The 17,073-nt window shown below is 40.0% G+C and carries 18 protein-coding genes; 9 read left to right on the forward strand and 9 right to left on the reverse strand.

The genetic code is table 11. The annotated features are described in order from the left end of the window. Positions 1-38 precede the first annotated feature (38 nt). Complete coding sequence (locus WA256_RS11230; protein WP_335991413.1) at positions 39-635, forward strand: Maf family protein; 597 nt, start codon at positions 39-41, stop codon at positions 633-635. Here WA256_RS11230 and WA256_RS11235 read toward each other — a convergent pair. After that, complete coding sequence (locus WA256_RS11235; RefSeq protein ID WP_335991416.1) at positions 583-1,275, reverse strand: HAD family hydrolase; 693 nt, start codon at positions 1,273-1,275, stop codon at positions 583-585. The two genes, WA256_RS11230 and WA256_RS11235, sit on opposite strands and share 53 nt — an antisense overlap. Further along, positions 1,262-2,230 carry a 23S rRNA pseudouridine(955/2504/2580) synthase RluC gene (gene rluC / locus WA256_RS11240; protein WP_335991419.1) on the reverse strand — a complete coding sequence of 323 codons (969 nt, stop codon included), beginning with the start codon at positions 2,228-2,230 and terminating at the stop codon, positions 1,262-1,264. Before rluC ends, WA256_RS11235 begins: the two co-directional genes overlap by 14 nt. 619 nt (positions 2,231-2,849) lie before the next feature. On the opposite strand from rluC, the gene rne reads away from it, so the two are divergent. Beyond that, complete coding sequence (rne, locus tag WA256_RS11245) at positions 2,850-6,011, forward strand: ribonuclease E (RefSeq protein ID WP_335991422.1); 3,162 nt, start codon at positions 2,850-2,852, stop codon at positions 6,009-6,011. Between the two features lie 58 nt (positions 6,012-6,069). Here the strand turns inward: rne and WA256_RS11250 are convergent, their stop codons facing one another. The 5 genes from WA256_RS11250 to yejK form a co-directional block, all read right to left on the reverse strand. Beyond that, positions 6,070-6,936 (reverse strand): PhzF family phenazine biosynthesis protein, encoded by an 867-nt coding sequence (locus tag WA256_RS11250; protein WP_335991425.1) that lies wholly within the window; start codon positions 6,934-6,936, stop codon positions 6,070-6,072. Continuing rightward, complete coding sequence (locus tag WA256_RS11255) at positions 6,936-7,448, reverse strand: GNAT family N-acetyltransferase (RefSeq protein WP_335991429.1); 513 nt, start codon at positions 7,446-7,448, stop codon at positions 6,936-6,938. The genes WA256_RS11250 and WA256_RS11255 overlap by 1 nt, the downstream gene beginning before the upstream one ends. Next, the gene (locus tag WA256_RS11260; RefSeq protein ID WP_335991432.1) at positions 7,449-7,898 is read right to left on the reverse strand and encodes a DUF3291 domain-containing protein; all 450 of its coding nucleotides are present in this window, start codon (positions 7,896-7,898) and stop codon (positions 7,449-7,451) included. 72 nt (positions 7,899-7,970) lie between these two features. Further along, positions 7,971-8,459 carry a hypothetical protein gene (locus tag WA256_RS11265; protein ID WP_335991435.1) on the reverse strand — a complete coding sequence of 163 codons (489 nt, stop codon included), beginning with the start codon at positions 8,457-8,459 and terminating at the stop codon, positions 7,971-7,973. A gap of 377 nt (positions 8,460-8,836) precedes the next feature. Then, positions 8,837-9,853: a nucleoid-associated protein YejK gene (gene yejK, locus WA256_RS11270; protein WP_054554703.1), complete on the reverse strand. Its 1,017-nt coding sequence runs from the start codon at positions 9,851-9,853 to the stop codon at positions 8,837-8,839. A gap of 63 nt (positions 9,854-9,916) precedes the next feature. Here yejK and WA256_RS11275 point away from each other — a divergent pair, with 63 nt between their 5' ends. The 6 genes from WA256_RS11275 to WA256_RS11300 all read left to right on the forward strand — a co-directional run bounded on the left by WA256_RS11275 (position 9,917) and on the right by WA256_RS11300 (position 15,584). Continuing rightward, complete coding sequence (locus tag WA256_RS11275) at positions 9,917-10,129, forward strand: DUF1414 domain-containing protein (protein WP_036967930.1); 213 nt, start codon at positions 9,917-9,919, stop codon at positions 10,127-10,129. Between the two features lie 5 nt (positions 10,130-10,134). Further along, positions 10,135-11,628, forward strand: a complete 1,494-nt coding sequence (locus tag WA256_RS11280; RefSeq protein ID WP_332394055.1) for a DUF3413 domain-containing protein — start codon at positions 10,135-10,137, stop codon at positions 11,626-11,628. Positions 11,629-11,703: 75 nt separating this feature from the next. Continuing rightward, on the forward strand, positions 11,704-12,183 hold the full coding sequence (locus tag WA256_RS11285) for a DUF4124 domain-containing protein (RefSeq protein WP_130166437.1): 480 nt from the start codon (positions 11,704-11,706) through the stop codon (positions 12,181-12,183). A gap of 91 nt (positions 12,184-12,274) precedes the next feature. Next, positions 12,275-13,999 (forward strand): bifunctional isocitrate dehydrogenase kinase/phosphatase, encoded by a 1,725-nt coding sequence (gene aceK, locus WA256_RS11290; protein ID WP_054554699.1) that lies wholly within the window; start codon positions 12,275-12,277, stop codon positions 13,997-13,999. 16 nt (positions 14,000-14,015) lie between these two features. Next, on the forward strand, positions 14,016-14,954 hold the full coding sequence (locus tag WA256_RS11295) for a LysR family transcriptional regulator (RefSeq protein ID WP_054554698.1): 939 nt from the start codon (positions 14,016-14,018) through the stop codon (positions 14,952-14,954). Positions 14,955-15,140: 186 nt separating this feature from the next. Next, on the forward strand, positions 15,141-15,584 hold the full coding sequence (locus WA256_RS11300; RefSeq protein WP_058584881.1) for a ferritin-like domain-containing protein: 444 nt from the start codon (positions 15,141-15,143) through the stop codon (positions 15,582-15,584). A gap of 277 nt (positions 15,585-15,861) precedes the next feature. Here the strand turns inward: WA256_RS11300 and WA256_RS11305 are convergent, their stop codons facing one another. Continuing rightward, positions 15,862-16,200 carry a hypothetical protein gene (locus WA256_RS11305; protein WP_335991457.1) on the reverse strand — a complete coding sequence of 113 codons (339 nt, stop codon included), beginning with the start codon at positions 16,198-16,200 and terminating at the stop codon, positions 15,862-15,864. Then, the gene (locus WA256_RS11310) at positions 16,200-16,409 is read right to left on the reverse strand and encodes a hypothetical protein (protein WP_335991460.1); all 210 of its coding nucleotides are present in this window, start codon (positions 16,407-16,409) and stop codon (positions 16,200-16,202) included. The genes WA256_RS11305 and WA256_RS11310 overlap by 1 nt, the downstream gene beginning before the upstream one ends. A 454-nt stretch (positions 16,410-16,863) precedes the next feature. On the opposite strand from WA256_RS11310, the gene WA256_RS11315 reads away from it, so the two are divergent. Continuing rightward, the coding region (locus WA256_RS11315; protein WP_335991463.1) for a hypothetical protein at positions 16,864-17,073 on the forward strand (210 nt) is incomplete at its 3' end.

Here is a 17,073-nt window from a genome sequence, read left to right on the forward strand (position 1 = left end):
TATCCTTGGCAAAATACAATTTTCATCCAGAATTTATTATGAAACCAACACTTATATTAGCGTCAAGCTCACCATTTAGACAGCAATTATTAACTAAGTTTAACTTACCTTTTCAAAGTTTTTCTCCAGATATTGATGAGTCTCCTATCGCAGCTGAAACACCAGAGCAATTAGTTGCTCGTTTAGGCGAGCAAAAAGCCCGAGTTGCCAAACAACATTTTAGCGAAGGATTAGTGATCGGCTCTGATCAAGTTGCGGTATTCAACGATACAATTTTAGGTAAACCTCATACTAAAGAGAATGCCATTAAGCAGCTATCATCGTTTAGTGGCCATACAGTGACCTTTTTAACGGGTTTAAGTGTATTTGATATACAAAACAATAAAGCAATTACCACCGTGGTGCCATTTGATGTGACATTTAAAAAACTCACACTTGAACAGATCAATGCTTATTGCGATGCAGAGCAGCCATACAACTGTGCAGGTAGCTTTAAAAGTGAAGGATTAGGCATCTGTTTATTTGAAAAGCTCAGTGGCGATGACCCTAATACATTGATAGGCCTGCCACTGATCACATTAACTAAAGTGCTGGCTGAGTTTGGTGTTGACGTGTTAGCGCTGCAAGGGGCGTAGTTAAAACCTGCAAAAGTTGTTGATATGAATCAACAACACATAACGGCGTATGTTGTTGTAACTGCGCCGGGCTATGAGCACCAAAACTCACTCCAATACAAGCAATACCTGCGGCATTAGCCATTGCCATATCGAGTTGGCTATCGCCAATCATCACAGCATCACTTTTTGCGATGCCCTGCTCACGTAAAATTTGCTCAAGCATATCTGGAGATGGCTTCGACTCAGCATCGTCAGAGCATTTTACATTCAAAAAGTACTTCCCAAGGCCTGACTCATTTAGAAGCCTATCGATGCCTTCACGTCCTTTACCGGTAGCCACAGCCAATTGTATACCTGCATCACTTAACTGCTTTAAAACGGATTCTACATCTTTAAATAAAGGTGTAGGTGTAACATCTAACTCACGGTACTGCGCTTTGTAACCTGCAACGAGTTCGTCGCTTAAATGTAAATGCGCCGGAAACAGCACTTCAGTGGCTTTTGCCAGCGATAAACCAATAACATCTTTTGCTTGTTGCTCTGTTGGAACAGGAATACCTAAGTCTCGCGCAGTATTTCGCAAGCAGGTAACAATTTTTGGCACAGAGTCCATCACAGTGCCATCCCAATCAAAAATAACCAGCTTAAACTTGTTCATTATCGGCACGTAGCTTTTTGATACAGTTTTGAAGTGCATTATCGAGTGGCGCTTCAACATGCATGGTTGTTTCGTTTTTAGGGTGCATAAAACGTAAATCGTGGGCATGTAAAAACAAACGATTTAAACCAGTCAGCTTATTTACGTATTGATCAAACTCTGCAACACCATATTTATCATCACACGCAATTGGATGACCTTTACATTGCGTATGTACACGAATTTGGTGAGTACGCCCTGTTACCGGCGACGCTTGCACTAATGAGCACTCAGCATATCGCTCAAGCACACGAAAACGCGTGTGTGATGGTTTACCTTCGGTATTATCAACACGAACCACACGCTCACCAGACTTCAAGGTGTTTTTACGAAGTCCTTCGGTAACATTTTTCGTTTTAGAATCCCATTGACCATCAACTAATGCCCAATAGTTTTTCTCCATGGTTTTTTCACGTAACTGTTTATGTAAATCAGTTAACACTGAACGACGTTTAGAAATAAGCAAGCAACCTGATGTGTCACGGTCTAGGCGGTGTACAAGCTCTAAACTACGCTCTCCAGGGCGAAGTACGCGAAGTGCTTCGATTAAGCCATAACTTAGGCCACTGCCACCATGCACAGCCATACCCGAAGGCTTGTTGATCACCATTAAATACTTATCTTCAAACAAAATGGCGTCTTCAAGTTGTTTTACTTTATCGAGTTTTTTTGGCACAAACTCTTCTTTTTCGGCCACTTTAATAGGTGGAATACGAACCACATCATTTAGTTGTAGTTTGTAGACAGGTTTTATGCGTTTTTTATTTACTCGCACTTCGCCTTTACGAAGGATTTTATAAACTGCACTTTTAGGCACACCTTTTAGGTGAGTAATAAGAAAGTTATCAATACGTTGACCTAGATGGTCTTCACCTATGGTAACAAACGAAACTTGTAAGCCGGTTTTTTCTGACATTGCCTAATCACTGATTTAAGTAAATAATTTAGTTGCTAACGCGACTGTAATAGTGGGATAATCACCGTCGCGAACATAAAGTTTGCAAGTAACAACGGTGCTTTTATCACATTAATACATTCGTGAAGCATATTCTGGGTTGCCGATCATACAGATCCGCGCTAAGTTTTCCAAAGCTTTTATAATTACCCAGCCAACACGAGCGTTCAATTATCGGCGATGCGCGTAATATATTGCCTGAATAATTTGAGCACGAATGTTGATTAATGAACATAAAAAGCAATTGAACAAGATAAATTGACTGATAGTGACGACGTAGCAACGTCATTCAGAAGCAGCTGTTGTAGCAAGACATTGAATAAAAATTTGAACATGGTCGACTTCGGGACAAAACTCGTAAATTAAAACCGCAGAATTGGCGGCAGTTTTGACACCTATAAGAATTTAATAACGTGAGAACATGTTATTGTCAGCCACACTTAGTGATGCTCAATGTAAGCAAACAACTTCAGGTTTTGACTTTACCCAGTCGTGAGACTGCACAAAAACAACCGTCAGAAACCACTGAACAGACGAGTTTATATCGTCATGTCAGCGACAGAATTAGTAGAGTAACAATATGAAACGTATGCTAATCAATGCGACGCAGCAAGAAGAAATGCGCGTTGCACTGGTTGATGGCCAGCGCCTGTATGATTTAGACATAGAGAGCCCAGGTCACGAACAAAAAAAAGCAAATATTTACAAGGGTAAAATTACCCGTATCGAACCGTCACTAGAAGCTGCCTTTGTTGATTATGGCGCTGAGAGACACGGTTTCCTTCCTCTTAAAGAAATAGCTCGCACCTACTTCCCACAAGGCTATACATTCCAAGGTCGTCCAAACATCCGTGACGTGATCAAAGAAGGCCAAGAAGTAATTGTGCAAGTTGATAAAGAAGAGCGTGGCCAAAAAGGCGCTGCGTTAACGACTTTTATCAGCGTTGCAGGTAGCTATTTAGTACTTATGCCTAACAACCCTCGTGCCGGTGGTATTTCTCGCCGTATCGAAGGTGATGAGCGTACTGAACTTAAAGAAGCACTAAGCCGTTTAGAACTACCTAAAGGTATGGGCTTAATTGTTCGTACTGCAGGTGTTGGTAAATCATTTGAAGAACTAGAGTACGACTTAAAAGCACTATTAGTGCATTGGCAAGCGATTCAGCAAGCTGCTGATAGCGGCCCTGCTCCGTTCTTAATTCACCAAGAAAGTAACGTAATTTTCCGCGCAATCCGTGACTATTTACGTCGTGATATTGGTGAAATTTTAATTGATAAAGCACGTGTTTTTGAAGAAGCGAAAGCCCATATTGAGCGTTTCCGTCCTGACTTCATGAGCCGTGTTAAGCTTTATCAGGGCGATGTACCACTATTCACCCACTACCAAATTGAAAGCCAAATTGAGTCTGCTTTCCAACGTGAGGTTCGCTTACCATCAGGTGGTTCAATTGTAATTGACCCAACTGAAGCGCTTACGTCTATCGATATCAACTCATCTAAAGCCACTAAAGGCGGTGATATCGAAGAAACAGCACTTAATACTAACTTAGAAGCGGCAGACGAAATTGCTCGTCAATTACGTTTACGTGACTTAGGTGGTCTTATTGTTATCGACTTCATCGATATGACGCCACCACGCCACCAACGCGAAGTAGAGAATCGTTTAAAAGACGCTGCTCGCCCTGACCGTGCCCGTGTACAGATTGGTAAGATCTCACGCTTTGGTCTGCTTGAAATGTCGCGTCAGCGCTTACGCCCTTCATTAGGTGAAGCAAGCCAAGGTCCATGTCCTCGTTGTAATGGTCAAGGTACAATTCGTTCTAACGAATCAATTGCATTGTCTATCCTTCGTTTAATCGAAGAAGAAGCAATTAAAGACAACACATCACAAGTAAATGCACAAGTGCCTGTGGCTGTTGCCGCTTACCTATTAAATGAAAAACGTCGTAGTGTTCAACGCATCGAAAAGCGCCATAACGTAGATGTTGTGATCATTCCTAATCAACACATGGAAACGCCACATTACGAAGTAGTTCGCTTACGTAAAGACGAAACAATCGAAACAGTAAGCTACGAGCAAGTTGTTGCTCCTGAGCCAGAAGCATTTGAAATGGCTAAAGCGCCTTCAGCACCAGTTCGTGAAGAGCCGGTTCTTAAAGGTGTTGTTATGCCTAATACACCTGCACCTCAAGCTGCACCAAAAGCTGAGCAAACGACCCCTGCGGCTAAAAAGTCAGAAGGTGGATTATTTGCTGCAATTGGTAAGTTCTTCAAGTCGTTATTCAGCAATGCCGAAGAAGAAGCTGAAAAAGAGCAAGAAGAGAAAAAAGCAGCACAAAGACGTAGCAATAATCGTCGCAACAACGACAACCGTCGTCGTAGCAACAACCAACGCCGTCGCAACTCTCGTAATAAACGTCCTGACGATGCACAAGCTAAAGAAGAAAACACAAATACTTCGAATAAGCCTGAGCAAAAAGAAGGTAACGAGAATCGCAACAAACGTCGTCGTAATTCTAACAACAGAAAACGTAATGAAAAACGTAATGATGATGTAGAACAAACGAATAAAGACACTGCACCAGAGACGAAATCTGAGCAACCAAAGGAAACTAAACCTAAGGTTCGTCGTCAACGTCGCAACTTACGCAAAAAAGTTCGCGTAACAGATGAAAGCGCAGATGAAGCAAAAGTAGTACAAACAACTGAAACAACTGAGCAAGCACCTAAAGCTGAAAAACCAGCTAAGCCTGCGAAAGAAAAAGTAGCAGTTGAAACTGAACAAGCAGAACAGCCTGTTGCTGAAAAGCAAGTACCTGCAGAACCAGTAAAAGCTGACGCTGAGCCTAAACAAGCAGAGCAAACTGAATCGGTAGTTGAATCATCAACTGATGAAGAACAAGCTCAACCTCGTACACGCTCTCGTCGTTCACCTCGCCACTTACGTGCTGCTGGTCAACGTCGCCGTCGCCCTGAGCATGATGAAAAATCAAGTGACGACAAAGCTGATGCGCCAGCATTTATTCCAGTTGCCGACCAAGCTGCTGCTGAATATGAAGCTGAGCTAAAAGCAAAACAAGCTCAAACTGAAGAGCCAGCAAAAACTGAAGAACCAGTGAAAACTGAAGAACCAGTTAAAACTGAAGAACCAGTTAAAACTGAAGAACCAGTAAAAGCTGAAGAACCAGCACAAGCTGAAGAACCAGTTAAAACTGAAGAACCTGTTAAAACTGAAGAACCAGTGCAAGCTGAAGAACCAGCACAAGCTGAAGAGCCAGTTAAAGCTGAAGATCCAGTACAATCTGAAGACCCAGTACAAGCTGAAGAGCCAGTACAAGCTGAAGAGCCAGTACAAGCTGAAGAACCAGTACAAGCTGAAGAACCAGTGAAAGCTGAAGAAACCGCACAAGCTGAAGAACCAGTGAAAGCTGAAGAACCAGCAAAAGCTGAAGAGCCAGTGAAAGCTGAAGAGCCAGTGAAAGCTGAGGAACCAGTTAAAACTGAAGAACCAGTAAAAGCTGAAGAACCTGCTAAAAATGAAAAAACTGTTTTAGTAAAAGGTTCAGCTAGCGCTGCAATGGCAAAACCTACGCCAGTTGCAGATAGTGAGCCAGAGCCAACACCATCGGCTATGGCGCATGACAAGCGTACAGCTATTCCAGATAGCGGCCTTCGTGCAGGTTCAATTAAACCTGCTGGCAGAGCCCGTGCTGATATGGCAAAAACCTTAGCGGCTGATTAATTTAGTCACTTAATAAAAAAGCCGCGTTTATAACGCGGCTTTTTTGTGTGTAATGCTTTTAAATAACAACCTGTTGAGTACCTAGGTGATTGGCATAGCCACCTACAAGAACCTTATAAACACCCTGCTCATCCGAAAAAACACTGGCTGAAATGTGTGAACTGCACCCCATTGCTCGGCCTTGTTCAAACTTGAAATGGTTTTCTTGCTGTACAAATACATGTTTTGATAAGTAGCATGCAAGCGCGCCACTGGCGCTACCGGTTGCAGACTCTTCGGGTATACCTACCAAAGGCGCAAAGTTACGACAACTTGCGGTCAGCTCACTTTGCTCTTCACATAATTCAAAGGCATGCACACCAATCACATTATGCTGTTGGCAGAACTCGCTAAGCGCTGCCTCATCAATAACAATTTTATCTAAGTAGCTATTCGGCACAGCGACTATAATATCCGGCAATCCTGTAGTTATTACATCGATCGGCAAGCCGGTTTCTGACAGTGTTGCTTCATCAAGCCCTAGTAAGCCTGCAAGGTCATCATAAGCAAAGTTGCCAAGGTACTTTGGTAAGGCTTGCTCCATGGTAATTTGCCCATCTGCGGCAATTGTTACACCTAACATGCCCGCTTTTGTTCGTTGAGTGTAATAACCTGGTTTTAATAACCCTTGTTCGAAGAGCGTAGCAAACACCGCTAGGGTTGCATGGCCACAAAAATCAACTTCTTCCGTTGTCGTAAAAAATGACACAGCAAAGTCAACTTCATGATCTTGCGCTACAAATGCGGTTTCTGAAAAGCCAATTTCTTTTGCAATCGTCAGTTTTTCTGCGTTTGTGAGTTTATCTGCATTCAACACGACACCTGCTGGGTTGCCGCCTGTATTATTTGCACTAAACGAGTTAACTAAAAATGCAGTTATTATCATTATTGTATGCCTTGGTTTAAGTTTAATTCATAAAACAACATGCCATTTTCCTTAGATGCTTGCTTTTCAAAAGCCAACTTTTTTAAAAGTTTAATTGATGGCGTATTTGATTCATCAACACCAGCAATGAGCTTATGCCATTGTGACTGAGTACCAGCGAGGTTTATAAATCCCTGCAATAACTCAAATGCAAGACCCTGCCCCCAGTACTGCTCAGCTAACAAATAACCTATATGAGCATCATGGTTTTCGGTATATATAAATAAAAGCCCAACAACGTCTTGATGTTGAGATTGCAGCATTAATAAGCAGCACTCATTAAGCATGTTAGCCAACCACTTTTCAGCAGTAGCAATAGAATCTATCCCCTGAAAATAACCTGGTAAATTCGCAACTACAGCGGGGGTTAATATCGAAGGTAAAGCGTTAACTAAAGCAGCTTGCTCTAATTTAGCGGTATTAGAGTTTATTTCAATGACGTTTAGTCTCGGTGTATTAAATGAAAGAGCCATTTAACCTCTTAGATCTTCAGCCGTAAAATTACTTTTAAACGTAAAAGCACGAGGAGTGTCGCCGTTTTCTCGCAGATACTGCAACCTCTCTAATGCCTCTTGAGGGGTTGGAATGTGGTTATCTTCAATCCACCATAAAACATAGCTATCTTCTGCTAAGCGGTGAAACCATTCGCCTTTTCTGCGCATAAAATCTCTGTGGTGAGTGCGAAACATAAAATTTTTGAGATCTTCAACGCTTTCCCACACAGACATATTGATAATCATATTCGGATCATCAAACAATTTAATATTGGTGGCATCACCCGATTCGTCTTTTAATCGCCATACAAAACCAGCACTGCTTTCAGCAACGCCATTAATTAAATCGAGATTATCAACAAAATCTTTTATTTCTGGCGCATCCAATGGATATTTAGCAAGAGCGATATTCAGTTGAGCAAGTTTCATTTATTTCCTAATCACTTCAATTTCTTAATTGCTATAAATTCTACAATACATATTTATAGCATAAGCTCAAAATCAATCCTCTAGCTCAGGAATTTTAACAAACAATGGTCTATCATTTTTATTCGTATGAGTTTCGAATTTATCTCTTAAAGGTTGCCAAAACCTATTATAATTGTAGCCAAACAAAGAGCGTAGTAGCCTTATGTCAACTTCGTTATTTTCTATTAATCCAGCTATCATTTTATAAAAAGCTGCGACTCTATTTAGCGCTATTAAATCATTATCTGTAATATTCACTAACTCTGGTGATTTTTTGTTAGATTGATATTCAATAATTAAGTCTTCCCAATCATAATTATTTTTAGGTAAGTCTAAAAACTTCTCCCACATGAACATTCTAACCTTAACAAATGAATGATCTTGATCAAAATCTTTAGCCAGCTGTAATGTGTTATTTATTTTCCTATTCCTTTGGTTAATTCGAAAATTGACAATCACAGCAATACTACCAATTATCGATGTGAAGCCAGCCGAAATTAAAATTGCGATATAACTTTCCATTTACACCCATCTCATCAGCAATTAATCGAAACCTGAAAATAATATATATATAATTAACTATAAACCCCAAACCACATTAAAAAATAAAAAACAAGTTAATATTAGCTATAAATAATTAATTTAATTTTATTCTACAACCTCTAATGATTAGAGAAAAAATCTAAAAACTCTTTTCACTTAACCATTCTAAAAACTTTGCTGAAAAGGCTGGCAGTATCTAACACAACTTTACAGCTATTTGCCGCTACAAAACTATAGTGACGCAATGTTTCTTCCTGTAGTGATTGTGTTTTCAAGCACCTAAAACTAAAAAGCCCAGCAAGTGCTGGGCTATAAAACGAGTATCTATCGGCTTATCGCTTAAAGCTTAAACCTGATTAGCTTTCGTCTTGCTCCATAAAGCGCTGAAGCTGGTCTTTAAGGTTAGGTGGAATACCTTTGATCACTAGTGTATCGGTTGCTTCGTTATACATTACGCGCTCACCTAAGTGTTTACGTTCAAAGCTCACGCTAACACCGCCGCCCATGCCAGAGAACTTCACCATGCTAGTGACTGTTTTCTTATCAACAGGGAACGACTCTTCTAAGTCATAGCTTTGCTCTTGGCAGAAGCTTTCAAATGGGCTGTCGTCATTTTTCGATAAGGTTGCAGAAAGCTCTTTAACGTTGGCATCTTCACCTGTGGTTACGCAATCATTACAGTAATCAAAAACTTGCTTACGTAGCTCATCTTTCTCTGACTTGTCGTATTGTTGCTCAGATAAATAATCTTCTACAGCACTAAGCATAACTTGGCTTTGCTGTTTAGGATCAATGCCCTCTTCGCAGCCTAAAAAGTCTAAAAAGAAGTCAGCCACTTTTCGACCTGCACGACCTTTAATAAACGACACATAGCGATTATCTTCTGGTTGCGTATCCCACGCAGTTAAATCGACACGTGCAGCTAGTTGCATACGCGAAATATCTAAGTGACGAGATGAAGCTAAATCAAGCTCAGAAGTAATTGAGTAATGCTCTTTAATATTGATCATCGCAATTAACAAGAAGTCACTTGCAACATATTGATAATGGCAAAAAACTAAATAACCCGTTTCATTAAAGGCATACTTATTTAACTCTTCTTTTAGCACATTTGTTGCTTGCTCTGTCATGTGCCAAAAACCAAGTTCGTCGTTACGGTAACTTTGCATTGCCGAAGCAACAATGCTGTTTTTCTCGCCGCTGAATGCACAATAGCCTTTACCTGGCTTACCATTATATGCATGGTGTAGCTGCTCTATAAAAACGGCTACTTTATCGTTAACAACCATCTCATCATTGCGTAAATGAATATCTGTATCGTCATCTTTTTTGTCTACATAATGAACGACTAATTTTTTAACATCTATTGTCATCTTTGTTTTTCACGCCTCTGGTGTTAAAATACGGGAATATAACTCTTTTTATCGAACCAACTGATGCCTATCATATCAAAATATTCTAATGAGCAAGTAGAACAAATCGTTGATCAGCTGATTGATGTACTAACAGAGCACAAAGCGCCTGTTGATTTAAGCCTTATGTGTTTAGGAAATTCTATCACGCATATTTTAAAAGAGCATGTACCATCAGAGAAAAGACAAGCTGTTGCCGACAACTTTGCAAAAGCATTAGCACAGTCGGTTAAATAAGATTTATGAATTTATCGCAACAAAGTCAGTTTTCTTCAAAAGTAAGTCAGCTTTTAAGTTGGGGCCATTGGTTCACCTTTGCAAACATAGGTTTAGTGCTATTTATTAGCTTAAGCTACTTAGTTGCAGACAGTGCACCGACAACCTTCATGGGCTATTTATACATGCTCGTGACCTGGTTAAGCCACACCAGCTTTATTACTTTTATTGCCTTTGTTTTAACGATATTTCCATTAAGCTTAGTGTTTCCATACCCTCGGCATATCCGGGGGATGGCAGCCATTATTGCAACCCTCGGTGCGTCATTCTTAACGCTTGATGCCTATGTTTATTTTAACTTGGGCTATCACTTAAATACGTCTGCTCTACCTGAAATCGTTTCTTTGTTGTGGCACCGTTTAACAAGCTCACCGGCATTAACAACAATTCTTGCGGGCGGCATTGTGCTGCTAATTTTAGCGTTCCAATTATTAGTCAGTAACTACACCTGGCACCACTTGGCACGTTTAAAGCAATATAAGTTCCCGCGCTATGCAACCAGCACAATTTTAGTGTGTTTTGCACTTAGCCACAGTATTCATATTTGGGCAGATGCCAATTTAAAGTTTGATATCACTAAACAAGATAATGTATTGCCGTTGTCTTACCCTACAACAGCTAAAAGCTTATTAGCTAAAAACGATTTACTAGATCTAGAAAGCTACAAAGAAGCACACGATGTGAGGCTTGACCCACATAATATTGATTACTTAGCTCCTACTCCACTTGCCGAGTGCAAAGCTGAGTCGAGTGCGACTATCGATATTTTAATATTTGAAAATAATGCTGACCTTGAGCAATTTGTTGCCACTGAGCCTGCATTACGTAAGACAGACTTGTTCTTACAACCTGTAGAAACAGAAGATACGTTATTTAGTTTAGTGTATGGCCTGCCAGCATTTTACAAAGCCCCTATTCTAGACAAACAGCAACTGCCTGTGTGGCTTGCTGATAATCGCTCAATTCAAATTAATGGTTTTGAGCAATTCGAATTTATTAATAACGATGATAAAAACCCAGCGGTTCGCCTTGTACGTGCAGACGCTACAACACAAGCACGTGAATCTGCTAATGCCGTATTTGCCTTTAGTCTTGCACAGCAGAGCAATGGTATTGTTACAGCTTCTCGTTTATACAGCTCAGATAAAAAAGTTGTACAAACCGAAGGCCTTATTCAACCAAGTGATATTATCGCCACCAGTGTAGGCCATTATTTAGGTTGTAAAACACTCGCAAAACAAAGCATGTTGGGTAGTAACTTATACAAACGCCATGACGACACGGGTGTTAATTACTCGCAGAATGTATTTATCGCATTTAAAAAAGACAGAATTACCCTGATTGATTCAGATGGTAACTTTAAAAACATTTCAGCAGCACAAGGCTTTGCCATTGAACAAGGCTTAGATATTCCATTCTTAGTGCAAAGCATTAAAAAGCTGAAACGATATACGCCCTAGCGCTTATTGATAAATCAATATTTCAAGCTAGCTTTAGATATTAGACACCTTATTTGATTAGGAGACACGGACGTCATGAAAGCCATAATCATTTATCTAATATCGCTTACACTAGTTTGTTTTACCAACACATCACTTGCTGCCACCACAGAATACTATAAATGTGTCACAGACAGAGGCACGGTATTTAGTGAGTTCCCCTGTGGTAGCCGTGCAACCAAGCACAAAATTCAAGTAACCGATCCAGACTTACAAGCTCCGCAAAACTTTGTTAAAGAGCTCAACGAGCTTGAACGCCAGCAAATTATCAGAAACCTCGAAGCTGAAATTCGCAGCTATAAACACCGTTTAGATATTTTAAGCCGTGATCGAGACCGAGCTCAGTACCAGCAAGAGCAGCGCTTAAACCGAATTTTGTCTGATAAAGAAGCGAAACAAATTAATAAAGACATTAAAAAGCAGCTAAAAGCAATTAACAAGCAATACGGGCGCGACGTAAAAAGCGTTAATAAAAAACTCGCAAATCTAGAGAAAAAACTCGCTCGCTATAATTAAATACACTTTACTATTGGGTTTGAAGAATAAATAACATATTCTTAACACCAATAGAGTTATTGCTCTATGTTGTTATTAGTAAGGAGTTTATATGCAGCCACAACACATTGCAGAGTTAATTTTATCTGGGTTTCGCAATCACTATAAACTCTTTCAAGCAATTACAGCCAAAGCACCACTTGCGTTTGCGCATCGTGATTGGCAAAAAATAAATGAGATTAGCAAACTCAGAATTAGCCATTACGATGATCGGGTTAACGAAACCATTGCTAAGCTCAAGTCGCTCAACGAACAGCAAATTATTACCTTAGATCAAACCTGCTGGCTCGAAACCAAACAGCTCTATCAGCAATTTTTGCGCTTTCACCCTCAGGCAGAACTTGCCGAAACCTTTTACAACTCTGTTTTTTGTCGTTTATTTCATCGTCGTTATTTTAATAATGACTTTATCTTTGTAAAAGCGACGCTTGCAGATGCCCCCGCACTTCCAATGGAAGTTGAATACCGCAGTTACCACCCTGTTGTTGATGGCTTAAGACCCACAATACGCAAAATTATTAATCAGTTTGATTTTAAAGCGCCCTTTGTTGATTTAGAACGCGATATTCGCTTGCTGGTAAAAGCCTTTTATAAACAAGCGCCCGATACACATCACCAAGCATGGCAAATGCGCTTTGATATACTGCAAGCCCCGTTTTACCGAAACAAAGCGGCTTATATTGTTGGTCGCGTGGTGTCAGAAAGTGGCGTACAGCCATTTATTATTGCGGTATTGCACCATGAAGACAAAGGGTTATACCTTGATGCCCTACTCACCAAATCATCGCAAATGCGGGTTATCTTTGGTTTTGCCCGTGCTTATTTTATGGTTGAAACCCATGCGCCATCAGCGTTAGTACGCTTTTTAAATCAGCTTATGCCGAATAAAACACTGGCTGAGCTATACAATGCAATAGGTTTTCATAAACAAGGTAAGACCGAGTTTTACCGAGAGTTTTTAAGTCATTTAGATCATTCAAACGATCAGCTTGTAATTGCCCCTGGTACACCGGGTATGGTGATGATGGTATTTACCCTGCCGTCGTTTGGATATGTGTTTAAAGTCATTAAAGACACCTTTGGAGAAAGCAAACCCTTTGGCCGCGATACCGTATTAAAACGCTATCAATTAGTAAAAAGCCATGACCGTGTTGGCCGCATGGCCGACACCATAGAGTATTCGAACGTCGTATTTCCACTAGCCCGATTTGATAGTAAATTACTTGCAGAGTTACATAAAACCATTGGTTCTTCGATGATTATTGAAGGCGAATGGTTAATCATTAAGCATTTGTATATAGAAAGACGGATGACACCGTTAAATCTGTATCTTGAAAATGCCAGTGAACAGCAAGCGTTTGAAGCAATAGAAGAATATGGCCAAGCTTTAAAAGAAATGATCGCCGTAAATATTTTCCCAGGCGACATGCTGTTGAAAAATTTTGGGGTGAGTAAACATAATCGCATTATTTTTTACGACTATGATGAAGTTCAGTACCTAACAGACATGAACTTTCGGGCCTTACCAAAAGCAAAGTCGTACGATGATTACTTAACCAATGAGCAAAGTTACTCTGTGGCACCACAAGATGTGTTTCCAGAGCAATTATGTACCTTTGTGACAGCAAACCCGGTGTATAAGCAATATTTATTGAGCACACACCCAGAGCTTGAAGATCCAGCCTATTGGCGACAAGCACAATACAATTATAAGCAAGGTGTAGTTAGCCACATTTATCCATACCCTGCTGCACAACGATTTATCCATTATTGGTAAACACCAAGGACACACAATGAATATAAGTAAAATAGATTTAAACTTACTTGTTTACCTAGATACTTTACTAAGGGAATGTAATGTAACTAAAGCTGCTAACCAGCTAAGCATTACCCAACCTGCCATGAGTAATGGCCTAAAAAGACTCCGTAATTTATTCAACGACCCTATTTTAGTGCGTACCAGCGAAGGTATGGTACCGACAGAGCGCGCAAAAGAGTTGCAGCCTGTGATCCGCGGCATTTTAATGACCCTTGAAGAAACACTTGCACCAAATCGAGAATTTGAAGCATCACAAAGTAAACGTGTTTTTCGTATCATGGCCAGTGACTATGCAGCAAGTACCCTTGCTCCACGCTTATTAAGTAAATTACACGAAGAAGCCCCCGACACCACACTCGATATTTTGACCCCAAGTGATGTTACCTTCCACGATGTTGAAAACGGTAAGGTAGATATGGCTATCAACCGTTTTGAAAACTTACCGCAATCGTTTCACTATAAACAAATTTGGAAAGACAGCTTTTGCTGCCTAGTAAAAGCAGATAACCCAATTATCAAAGACTTCAGCCTCGACAGCTATTTAAAAGCGCGCCACATCTGGGTAAGTAAAACAGGCTTTGGTGTAGGTGTGGGTATGGACCCTAAAGATGTGCAAAAGCTAGGTTGGGTTGATGAGGCGCTCGCTCACTTTGGTAAACACCGTAATATTGCCACCTTTACCCGTAACTACCATGTAGCTATTCACTTAGCGAAAGAACAAAACTTGGTTGCAACGCTACCTTCAAAAGCCGCAAATATTTATTTAGACGATCCGGGCCTTAAAATTCTTGAGCCGCCATTCCCTATTCCGCCGTTTGAGCTCGATATGATTTGGAGCCCGCTATTACACCGTGATGCAAGCCATATTTGGTTACGCCAAAAGGTTGCAGAAGTAGCCGACGAGCTTAAGTAAGATTTTACCAACCAAATTGTAATTATTGCTGATAAGCAAGGTGTTAGCTTAGCTTATCAGCAGTCCCCCTTCTCTTAAAAACGAATAACCACCTGAAATACAATAACTTTATATTTAAGTAATGAACTGGAATATGCTTTGCAAGTATCTAATTGCATTGTTTTTAATATTCAAAAAGAGGTTATTATGAATACTCATCAAGGACAAGACGTTCATCATATTGCAGATATCATCCAAGTTATGAATAGCGGTATCGATTTTTATGAAAAAGCACAGGAAAAAGTAACCGACCCAAGCATAATTGCCTTATTTCAACGCATGATAGATGCGCGTAAAGTAAGTGTTGAGCGCTTACAACCTTATGCTATTAACGAAAATGGCGAGCGCGAAAATGGCTCTGATTTTGCTGTAGAAGCGCGTAAAGCTTATACATCAGTAATCACCAAACTCGGTGCCGACAAAAACGCCACCTATGTTAGTGAACTTGAAGAAGTTGAAGATAAAACACTAGCAGAGATCAAACATGCGCTAAAAAAACCACAACCCCATGATTGTGAAGCCGCGCTATCAAAAACCCTTCTGACAATTCAAAGTTGTCATGCTGAAATGAGTAAAATGAAAAAGCATTAAATTGTGAGAGTGCAAAGCCCAGTTAAGCTGGGCTTTTATCTGTTTAGATAAACGACTTGTATCTCATCTGAGAGTTTAACTATTAGGTTGGAGGTTTATTTGACAGACGCTATAAGTTAGCAGTGATGGTCAGGAAAATAATCTCTGAAGTCAAAATCTGCCCTCTCTGGCCTTTGTAATACTCGGTACTATCCATGCTTAACTAAGAATCCTAACACAGCCATATGGACGATTTGCATACGTCGCCTAGCCCATAGAAAGAGTTGTAATGGCCTTGTTAGCTTTTTCCGAATTTCTGGATAATCAAAGCAATTGAATCAGCTTCCATTTTGTGAGGCATAGATTGATAATTATAGGTGGATATTTCAACAAAATAGGCCTTGTACCATTCTGCTGCACTCATGGTTACTTCATTTATTTTAACGCCTAAAGGTCGACTATCATTCACGTCAATGCTAGCTTGTAATTTAAGTGATAAGTCTACAGAGTTTTTAGCCAGCTGGGGACCGACATGCACCATTAGCTTAAAGCCATTTTTTTGGGCTCTCAGTGCTAATTCATTTGCTCTATTTACTTCGAAAGTATCATGTATTTGCAGATAAATTACTAAGTCCATTACAGAGTCGATGTAGTTCTCTGCTTTCGTTTTAATAATTTCCAAATTTTTTGGGTATTTTGAGCATTAATAACCTTAATGTCCTTTTCTGCCATAATGGTATTACTCTTAATCAAGAACATGCCTGTCACCAAGGCGGACATCAACCCAACCACCACTGCAGCCGCGGAGCTAATTAAAACAACTCTGATGTCACTTTTTGATTCCACAATTCCCCCTTATAGTTCGTTACTGACTTTAAAACTAACGCTTCCCTACCGACGGTAAATATTTGGCTAAAATATCAACAATGTAGCACAAACCAATATCTTAGTCTGGCCGCTATCCATTCGGTATGTTAGTACAGTGTTGTTTATGCTATAGCTCCCGGTAATGCTTAACGCATTATAATGCATCAATTACACATAAATTTGACTAGATTAACAATTTTATTTTCACGTTTAAATTTTCATTTTTTTGAACTAGAACTATATATATACAGCCTTAGTTCAATGGCTCGCATAATCAAGAAACGACCCTTTCGCTCGTTTTATACAGTTAAAAAGCTAACACGACTAGATTTTTTTAACAGTGGTAATTAGTTAACAAGTTTGTTAAAAATAAACCAATAAGAAAAACGCGCAATTTGCTCGCTATAAACATGTTAGGTGACAAGGAAGGTTGATGAAGCACTACTTCTGGCATTGGGACGAGTCCCGTGGCGATGAATATGACAACTGGGGAACATCAGATTGGTATTATGAAGTCGCTGACGATGAATCTTACAATAGAGTCATTCAAATATATCAATCGGGTAACGCATTGTTTTACAGCAGGGAGCATATTGAGGATAAGTACGGCATTTTACCTGAGGGTAGTTTCGGCTGTTGTGAA

This window comes from Pseudoalteromonas sp. CH_XMU1449-3, from assembly GCF_037027245.1.
Taxonomy (GTDB): domain Bacteria; phylum Pseudomonadota; class Gammaproteobacteria; order Enterobacterales; family Alteromonadaceae; genus Pseudoalteromonas; species Pseudoalteromonas shioyasakiensis.